We start from the raw sequence: 250 nt of genomic DNA, 5'->3' as shown, positions 1-250 counted from the left end.
CTGCAAGCGCAGCGAGCGTTTTTCTTCTTCGCCTGTGAATGGCTCCATCCGTGTATCCAGTTCCTTGTTTACGATGAGCTCGATCAATTCTTCGCTTTGACCTTGATTTTTGAGATTTTGATAGCGCTCTACCACCCAATCATAGAGATGCTGGGGAGAATCCTCGACTATCTCTGCTCCCACCAGATCGGAGCGTTGGCCGGGGACAAATAGGAACTGGTCTTTTTTTAGCATTGGCAGCTCTGGTGCC

The 250-nt window shown here is 49.6% G+C and carries 1 protein-coding gene; it reads right to left on the bottom strand.

Annotated elements, in window-relative coordinates; genetic code table 11:
* On the bottom strand, positions 1–250 hold a 250-nt coding region (locus SB775_RS32100), incomplete at both ends, for a hypothetical protein (protein ID WP_410865335.1).

The sequence above is a fragment of the Peribacillus sp. SIMBA_075 genome, assembly GCF_046534585.1.
Note: the sequence above shows the minus strand (reverse complement) of the source record. Positions and strands in the feature narration are given on the sequence as shown.